We start from the raw sequence: 8,845 nt of genomic DNA, 5'->3' as shown, positions 1-8,845 counted from the left end.
CTGGATTGCGGCCGTTGGCGCAAGGACGGCCTACATCACCCCTGGTTCGCCGTGGGAGAACGGATATGTCGAGAGCTTCAACGCACAGATACGCAACGAGCTGCTGAATGGCGAGATTTTTTACACGCTCAAGGAGGCGCAGATCATGATCGAGGGCTGGCGACGGCACTACAATACGGTTCGGCCGCATGGCGCATTGGGCTACCGGCCGCCAGCGCCAGAGGTGTTCGTGCCAGCTATAGCCGCTAGGCCGGCTGCACCGGCCAAGCTCGCCGTGGTCCAGCGACCAACCCTGCACTAACTTTGACCTTGGACCACCTCGTGGGGGCCGATCAGCCTAGTCACTCCATCACCCCTCCACCTGTCGAACAGGTCCGACCGACGACAGCAATCGCGCGCTGCGTTCCCGCACACCTGTCTCGTGCAACATGACCCGAAAGGATTTCGCCATGACTACCACCACTCCGCATCAGTCCTGGTTCGTGACCGCCGAAGGCCCCGCCGGATTGAGATCCAGTCTCTCGCCGCTGCGCTGGTCGCTGGTCGTCATCTTTCTCTGGTTCGGCTTCATGAAGTTCACGGCCTATGAGGCTGGCGGGATTGCCCCGTTCGTGGCGAATAGCCCCATCATGGGCTGGTTGCACGACGTCTTCGGCATTCAGGGAACAAGCCGTGTGATCGGCATCTTGGAGCTGTCGACCGCGATCGCGCTCGCAGTCGGCGCCTTCGTTCCAGTGGTTTCGGCCCTGGGTGCCGCGATGTCGATCACGACGTACCTGATAACACTGACGTTCTTTGTGACCACCCCCGGCGTGGCCGAGCACACCGCCGGTGGATTTCCCGCAATCTCCGCGATGCCCGGACAGTTCCTCCTCAAGGATCTCGTCCTGCTGGCGGCGTCGATAACGCTGCTGCTGGCATCCGTGCGACGGCCCGACGGTCGGCCGCGCGGCTGACGTCACGATCTCGATCCACCTTACGATCGTCGGATCGGTGAAACGACAGACGATAGGGGGCAGCCTCGCTACGGTTGCCCCCGCACAGATCTACTGTCCAACCCCGATCTTATGGATCGGGGTTGTAAACTTCGCCTTCTTGTATCGCCTTTCGATTTCGATACTCGCTCGGATCGATCAGGTACGTCTTCTTGAAGGCTCTCGAGAAGCTGCTGCGGTTCCGATACCCGACAGCTTGAGCGATCTGATCGATCGGCAGTACGTTCGTGGACAGAAGTGCCGCCGCGTGTCGTATGCGCAGCTGCCTGAGCGTCGACATCGGCGAAGTGCCGAAGGCCTTGGTGAAGCGAGCCAGGAAGGCGGATCTGCTCAGACCGGCGACATGGGCGAGGGACGATACGGTATGGTCCGCCGCTGGTCGCGCGGCCATTTCGGAGAAGGCCCGCGAGATCTGCGGATCGCTGAGCAACGAGAACCGCTCCGCCCAAACTTGCTGCGAGACGAGCGATCTCCGGAATATCGCAATGAGAACAAGCTTGAGCAGGCCTGCGGCCATTGCTCCGGTGCCGACCTCCTGTGCGGCGAGCTCGTCGACCGCCTCACGAAATTTGTGGTCGATTTGATCGATTTCGTCGAAGTATTCGACGATGGGCACCCGAAGCGTGTCGAAGACGTCGATCGATGTGCCATACAGCGCCCGAAAGTAACCGCAGACGAGGACGAGGTGGGCCGCACTCGGGCCGGCTGTGAAGCGTCGGACCGATCCGGGCGCCGAACTCAGAGGCCCCCGGTTGACGGTTCGCATGGGTAATGCGCCGGGGGTTTCGAGGGCGAACGCCGTGTGCCTCGGAAGAATGACGAGGGTGTGCGGCCGAAGATCGATGGGCGCACTCCTGCTCGTGATGAGCGTGCCTCGACCGGCTATGTTGTAATGGATGCTCGGTGCATCGGTGCCGGCCAACTCGAGGCGCCAGCCGGATGCGACGAGGCACTCCACCAACTTGACGAAGCTCACTTCAAGTACGTCGATGGCCGCATCGACGGTGTGTCGTGAAATCGTAGCTGGCACAATAGGAACTTTCAATTCTCCGTACCTAGATCAGGTGCAGCTCGTGTGCGTGAACACAGGTCCGTGTCAAGCAATCGATGGTCAATTCGTCGCCCCGTTCACAGGACAGGTGGGATGTGCGGTCCTATCGACATCCGAAGCAACCTCGGCGGCTTCGCCGTGGCTACAGGAAACCTCGTGATGTGCGATCAGGGCGCGCCCATGTGGGATGCTCGCGGTCCGCCATCAACCCTCGTCGCAACGGTGACGACAGAGGTGCGAGACGTTCTGCAACCAATTCCGGACCTTCGGCACGCTCCATTTCGGTAGGCTCGCAGATGGGCGCTCAATCGCACGCTACGTTGCGGCGCCTCAAGGCGGTTGAGAGAGGGGATGACGTTCGATGTCCAGGTTTGCATTCCTCCGGGTTGCTGCTGCATCGGTGGCGGTGTCAGGATTAATGTCGAATCCGAGCCCATCGATTGCGCAACAATCGAGCTGCTACAAAGCGGAGTACACGTCGGATGGGGAGCTGGTCCTTCCGAAGCACTTCGAGCGATGGATCTATGTCGGCTCGCCTCTTACACCGAATGCACTCAATAACGGGCACGCCGGCTTCCCAGAGTATCACAACGTCTACATCGAGCCGTGCTCCTACGATGAATATAAGAGGACCGGAAGTTTTCCGGAGGGCACCATCCTCTTCAAGGAACTTCAGTTGACTCTACCTAAAGAAGAGGCCGACGGGTCGCGCGTCGAGCCATCTGGGCGTGGCTTTTTTCCGGGCAAGCTCAACGGAGCCGACGTGACGGTCAAAGACACAGCGCGGTATACCTCGACCGGCGGATGGGGTTACTTCAACTTCAATCACCACGAGCCGAAAGCGGCAACTGCAACGGTGCGCCCGAAAAGCGAATGCGCCTACTGCCACATGGCCTCAGCAAAGAAAGATGAAGTCTGGACACAGTTCTATCCGCGATTGGACGATTAGTTAGATCGTATACTGTGTGGAGATACGATATGTATCGTCGCTATCTGCTCCATGTCTCTGGCGCATTGACGCTGCTGGCCACGTCGGCGGGATTGCTGAGTCAGCCTTCCGCTCAGCCGATAGACCAAAAGAAGCCGCAGCTTGTGGATGAATCCGGCAATATCCGCGTGCCGAGCGACTACCGGGAACGCTACCGGTTCCTCGGTTCCTGGGCGGTCGCATCGGAGAATGGCCGGGGTTCGAAGGAGATGCACGTGGTCTACGCATCACCCGGTGCTGCGCAGACCTATCGCAACGAGGGTTCGTTTCCAGACGGCGCTACCCTGGTCAAAGAAGTTTATGAAACCAGCACCGGTGAATTTACGACCGGGACGGTAAGTCGTGCGGATCATCTCAAAGGTTGGTTCGTCATGGTGCGCGACGCCGGAAATACTCACCAAGACAACCCACTTTGGGGCGAAGGTTGGGGCTGGTCGTGGTTCGATGCGGGTCAGCCCGACAAAGCCACGACAGTCAGCTATCGAGACGAATGTTTAGGGTGTCACGTTCCTGCTCGATCGACGAACTGGATCTATGTCGACGGATACCCATCATTGAGAAAATGATGCGCGGCAGCTTCCGGAGTGACAGGCAGGGTTTACAGAGACCCGGTTTGGCTCGGTGAACCTTGAAGCGGCGTGTGGTGCCTGCGGCCGCTCCGCCGAGCCTTGTGGTTGGCTCGATCGGACAGGCACGCGGGCATCGAGCGGTTCCAGCCAGGACTTCGCACGCCCGCTCCGAAAGGCTGCGTGCGTCATGACGGATATCGCTCGACGCACAGCATCCGCGGCTGAGAAGCCACCCGTACTCGAGAGGTACAACGATGTTCAGAGCGCTTGCACCCCTTCTCGCGACAACGGCGCTGATTGCTTCTCCAACTGCGTCGGCCGAGACGGCCTCAATGACATCCGTCGACACAACCTATCGTACGGTTGCGGTCGACGGCGTTACAATCTTCTATCGAGAAGCCGGCCCGAAGGACGCTCCGACAATCCTTCTGCTTCACGGCTTTCCATCATCTTCGGCCATGTTCGAGACGCTGATCCCTCGTCTCGCAGACCGCTTCCATCTGGTGGCACCCGATTATCCGGGCTTCGGCCTGAGCGAGGCGCCACCGCCGGAGCGATATGCCTACACGTTCGACCATGTCGCCGGCACGATCGACCAGTTTGCGGAAAAGATCGGCCTGAACCGGTACAGCCTCTTCCTTCAGGATTATGGCGGCCCCATAGGCATGAGGCTGGCTCTTGCACATCCCGAACGTGTGCAGGCGCTGATCATCCAGAATGCTGTCTCTCATGAGGATGGGCTTGGACCGCTCTGGGCAACCCGTCGGGCATTCTGGCACGACCGCGCCTCCCATGAGGACGCGGTGATCGATAGCTTCCTCTCCCTGGAGACGACGAAGCAGCGTCATCTCGGAACCAGCCCGCATCCAAAGCGATACGACCCGCATCTGTGGCTCGACGAGTTCGCCCATCTGTCCCGGCCAGGTCAACGACAGATCCAGTCCGATCTGTTTTATGACTATCGTACCAACGTCGCCTCCTATCCGATGTGGCAGACTTGGCTCCGGCAGAAGCGGCCTCCAACCCTCGTCGTCTGGGGGCGATACGATCCGTCCTTCGCGATCGGCGGTGCCGAAGCCTACAGGAAAGACCTTCCGGACGCAGAAATCCACATTCTCGATGCGGGACACTTCGCGCTTGATGAGCGCGTCGACGAGATTGCAGCGTTAGTCCGAAACTTCATGGCCAAGCAAAACCTCGATTGAAATGGCGAGGCTTGACTGCAAGGCCGTCATCGCAGTTTCGATTTGATAATGAGCATTGCGCGAGCGACTCTCTTTTCGTGATTCCCAGGTCTTGCGTCTGTTTGCATTGCGCGAGAGAATTACCCAGAAGGTGGGTGGCCTTATCGATGTCTGTTGCGGACACTCGCAGTTCTGTCACTCCGTCGATCTGTCGTCTCCGCTGCCGGTCGCAGTGATATGTACTCTATTCGATGTGTCCGAAGCAGACGAGTCGCAGCTTCCACGTAGCCGATGAGGTATCCATAAAGCCTGTATCTCGATGAGGCTTCCATCTGAGACTAGCTGGTCACGCACCTGAGCCGAAACACCAGCGCGTTCGGGATCGTTCAGTCCAAAATAGCAGCAATCGACGTGCACGCTGCGGTCGCGTATTCCTTGCGAGCTGCGGTCGATATATTCGGAACAGCTACACTTCGTTCGCGACGCCGAGTGAGTGTTCTCAATTCCAAAGCTACGGAGTTTCAAGATGAAAGTCCTGATCGCGGCCTCGGCTTTGACAGGGCATGTCAATCCGCTGCTGGCCATCGGAAACCTCCTGCGCGCCCGCGGCGACGACGTGCTGTTCACAACGGCCGAGACGTTTCGGACCCGGATCGAGGCAGCAGGTCTGCGTTTCGTCCCGTGCAATGATGGTGGAGCCGCCGCCTACCTCGACGTCAGCCTGCCGCCGGGACCGGAACGCTGGCGGCATGAATTCGAGCGGCGCTTCATCGACGGCATGCCTGGCCAAGCAGCCGGCTTGCGGAGGCTGATCGCAGATCATCGGCCTGATATCGTGATCGCCGGCAGCCTTTTCCTTGGCGTGCTGCCCTTGCTCCTCGACAGGCAACCCCGGCCGCCGATCGCCGTCCTGAACGTCAGCTTCCTCTTCCTCGATCGGCCTGATCACGCGCCGGTGGGGGCCGGCCTGCCGCCGGCAGGAGACGAAGCCGAGCGGATGCGCTACTCCGCCTTGAAGGCGGGGACGGATGCCGCCTTCGTCAATCCCGTGCGCGCCCACACGGACGGCCTGCTCGCCGGACTCGGGCTTCCGCCCCTGCCGGCTTCCCTGCCTCACTCGATCGTCGTGCTGCCGGATCTCTTCCTCCAGCCGACGGTCCCCGCCTTCGAGTACGACTTCGGTGCGCTCCCGTCCGGCCTACGCTTCGTCGGCCTCTTGCCCAACCCGCACGCCGACATACCGGTGCCGACTTGGTGGCCCGAGCTCGACGCGTGGCGCGAGGAGGGCGGCCACGTCGTGCTGGTCACGCAGGGCACACTCGCCAATGCGGACTTCGGGGCTCTGGTCGAGCCGACACTGACCGCGCTCGCCGACCGGGACGACCTGCTCGTTGTCGCGACCACTGGCGGGCGGCCCTTGGACGTCTTGCGGGGACCGCTTCCCGCCAATGCCCGGGTCGCGAGCTTCCTGCCGTTCGACCTGCTGCTGCCGAAGGTAGACTTACTTGTGACCAACGGCGGCTATGGCAGTGTCTCGCAGGCGCTGGCCGTGGGCGTGCCGATCGTCTCGGCGGGGCGGACGGAGGACAAAGCCGAGGTCGGCGCGCGCATCGGCTGGTCGGGGGTTGGTATCGACCTCACGACGGACGCGCCTACCGTTGAGACCTTGCGCACGGCCGCCCTACGCGTGTTGAACGAACCGAGCTTCCGGGTCCGGGCCGGCGAGGTAGCCGAGGCGTTCGGAAGCCTTGACAGCGGCGACGAGATCCTCGCGGCGCTCGATGCCCTCGTCAAGGGTGGCGCTCTCGTGCCAGCATCGCCGAAACGGGTTCTTTGCAGATGAGACCTGCATGACCGGGCAATCGGCGTGTCCAGCAGGGCAAAGTCCACGCTCACTGCATCTGTAAGCCGTGTCTTATACCTTCTTGGCGCTGCACTACCAGGCGATCTGGCTGCGGGCCTAAGGCAAACTGCAGTCCGAAGTTGCGGCGCTGGGGGATCGCCGCAGCCGCTACGGGACGACGGCACGGCTGCTGATGCCTGAGCTTCTGGACCGCCTGAGTACGCGCTCGGAAACGCTGCCGCTCATCCGCTATGACTTCTTCCAAGAGCTGAGCGACCTGCGGCGCACGGTGAAGGCCGTGCGCCTGTCGCGGCGGATCAGCCGGACCACTCCTTCAGTAACGTGGTCGAGGTGGAGATGTATCCCGGCCCCAGCGGACCTTCCGGTAGCGACCATGTCTGTTTCAAAGCCCCGCCCGCTCTCAAGCAGACCGCCCGCTTTCCACCCTACCCGGTTGTAGGCCCCGCCCTCACCGGCAGCCTGGAAGAAGGCCTTCCCAGAGCGCACATCGGATCCCAAGGGCCACGGAGGCACTGCGCCGCTCCATATCGTGCCCTTATGCGAATGGGCCGCCGCCGCAGCCTTCACGGTGAGCGTCCGCTATGGAGGCGCGTCGGCGGCTCGTTAGATGGCCGGAATGGGCGCAAAGCTGAACGACCGGTTCTGCGTGCGCTGGCGCTCTCACGTGACGTAGTCTAACTGAAAGCGACTGAGCCGCATTTGTTGTTTAGTCCAGAGAAGTGGACCTTCGTTGCGGCTCGTCCAATCGTCTCAAAATGCTCTTTCCGCGGACTTGTAATTACCCACGGGGTGGATCGGTCGGCGGCGGAACGCCCGCGGCTGCGCCGCTTGCCGGGACGAGCTTGCCTCTTGCGCGGGTCGGATTTCGCTGATTCCCTGGCGGGATGGGCCGCAGCGAACTGGAACGGCTGAGCCGCGAGGAGCTGATCGAGCTGGTGCTGCGGCTGCAGCGGCCAGAGAAGACCTCGCGCACCTCATCCAAGCCGCCCGCGACGGATCGCAAGGAGCAGCGGGAGCATTCTAAGCCCGGCGGCGCCAAGCCCGGTCACGAGGGTCACAGCCGGGTGCTGAGCGATGATCCCGATACGATCGTCCAGCATCGTCCCGAGGCGTGCGCGTGCTGCGGCGCCAGCCTGCACGCCGCACTTCCGGCAGAGATCGTCAGCGTCTCTGAGCAAATCGAGCTGCCTGAGGTGGCGCCGATTGTGACGCAGCACCAGCGCCTTGCCGTTTGTTGTCCGAGCTGCGGGACGCGCGTGATCGCGCCACCGCCCGAAGCGGCGCGCGGCACGCCCTTCGGTCCGCGGCTGCATGCGGTGGCGACGTACCTCAAGACCTTTCAGGCGCTCTCGTACGAACGGCTGCAGGCGGCGCTCTCCGATCTGTTCGGCCTCACCCTCAGCCAGGGCGGGCTGATGAACCTGCTCCGGCGCGCGCAGGACCGCTTCCGTGCCGGTCGCGACGCGGCCATCGCGACCCTGCGCAAGGCTGAGGTCGTCGCCTGCGACGAGACTGGCGTGCGCATCGAGGGCTCGAACGCTTACCACTGGCTGTTCCACTCGGCGCAAGCCGTGGTGCACACCGCCTCCCCGACGCGCGGCGCTGTCGTGGTGCGCGAGATGATGGACGGGCACCGACCGGCGGTGTGGATCTCCGACCGCTACACCGCCCAACAGGGCCACGCGGATGAGCACCAGACCTGCCTGGCGCATCTGGCCCGCGATGTCGCCTATGGCGTCGAGGCCAGCGACGATCCCGTGCCCTGGCGCCTGCAACTCTGGTTGCAGCGCGTGTTCGCCCTGGCCGAGCGCGTCACCGACTTGGCTGCCGCGACGCTCTCGGCCAAGCGCCGCAGCCTGGATCGGCAACTGGGTGCCATCCTCGCCACGTCGAGCCGCTGTGATCTGAGCCGCGACCTGCAGGCCAAGATCAGCCGCGCCCGCGATCAGCTCCTGGTCTTCCTCGCCTATCCCGGAAAGGTCGAGCCGACCAACAACGGCTCCGAGCGGCTGCTGCGTCCGGCTGTCGTGCAGCGGAAGGTCACCAACGGCTACCGGGCCATGTGGGCGGCCGAGGGCGAGGCCGCCATTCGCACCGTCGTCGACACCGCGCGCCTCACAGGCAGCAGTCCCTTCGGCGCCATCCTCAAAACCATCGGCGCCTGAGCCCAGCCATCACAGGCCTGGGTAATTAC

At 62.5% G+C, this 8,845-nt stretch carries 8 protein-coding genes; 7 read left to right on the top strand and 1 reads right to left on the bottom strand.

Annotated elements, in window-relative coordinates; all coding sequences use genetic code 11:
- Positions 1-301: integrase core domain-containing protein (locus tag BM396_RS31405; RefSeq protein ID WP_139239602.1), on the top strand; the 301-nt coding region annotated here is incomplete at its 5' end.
- Between the two features lie 148 nt (positions 302-449).
- A complete protein-coding gene (locus BM396_RS31400; RefSeq protein ID WP_043388180.1) occupies positions 450-956 on the top strand; it encodes a YkgB family protein in 507 nt (168 codons plus the stop codon).
- 109 nt (positions 957-1,065) lie between these two features.
- Here the strand turns inward: BM396_RS31400 and BM396_RS31395 are convergent, their stop codons facing one another.
- On the bottom strand, positions 1,066-2,040 hold the full coding sequence (locus BM396_RS31395) for a helix-turn-helix domain-containing protein (RefSeq protein ID WP_043388181.1): 975 nt from the start codon (positions 2,038-2,040) through the stop codon (positions 1,066-1,068).
- 367 nt (positions 2,041-2,407) lie between these two features.
- Between BM396_RS31395 and BM396_RS31390 the strand changes: the two genes are divergently transcribed.
- The 5 genes from BM396_RS31390 (at position 2,408) to BM396_RS31370 (ending at position 8,816) form a co-directional block, all read left to right on the top strand.
- Positions 2,408-2,995 carry a cytochrome P460 family protein gene (locus BM396_RS31390; protein ID WP_081948857.1) on the top strand — a complete coding sequence of 196 codons (588 nt, stop codon included), beginning with the start codon at positions 2,408-2,410 and terminating at the stop codon, positions 2,993-2,995.
- A 29-nt stretch (positions 2,996-3,024) separates the two neighbouring features.
- Positions 3,025-3,600 carry a cytochrome P460 family protein gene (locus BM396_RS31385; protein WP_081948859.1) on the top strand — a complete coding sequence of 192 codons (576 nt, stop codon included), beginning with the start codon at positions 3,025-3,027 and terminating at the stop codon, positions 3,598-3,600.
- A gap of 335 nt (positions 3,601-3,935) precedes the next feature.
- Complete coding sequence (locus BM396_RS31380) at positions 3,936-4,808, top strand: alpha/beta fold hydrolase (RefSeq protein ID WP_230367017.1); 873 nt, start codon at positions 3,936-3,938, stop codon at positions 4,806-4,808.
- Between the two features lie 505 nt (positions 4,809-5,313).
- Entirely contained in the window at positions 5,314-6,630 is a 1,317-nt protein-coding gene (locus BM396_RS31375; protein ID WP_043388184.1) for a glycosyltransferase, read from the top strand.
- A gap of 905 nt (positions 6,631-7,535) precedes the next feature.
- Entirely contained in the window at positions 7,536-8,816 is a 1,281-nt protein-coding gene (locus BM396_RS31370) for an IS66 family transposase (protein WP_043387809.1), read from the top strand.
- The last annotated feature ends 29 nt before the right edge of the window (positions 8,817-8,845 follow it).

The sequence above is a fragment of the Methylobacterium sp. UNCCL125 genome (assembly GCF_900116795.1).
Classification (GTDB): domain Bacteria; phylum Pseudomonadota; class Alphaproteobacteria; order Rhizobiales; family Beijerinckiaceae; genus Methylobacterium; species Methylobacterium fujisawaense.
The sequence above is the reverse complement of the archived record's forward strand: the minus strand, read 5'-3'. Positions and strand labels throughout refer to the sequence as shown.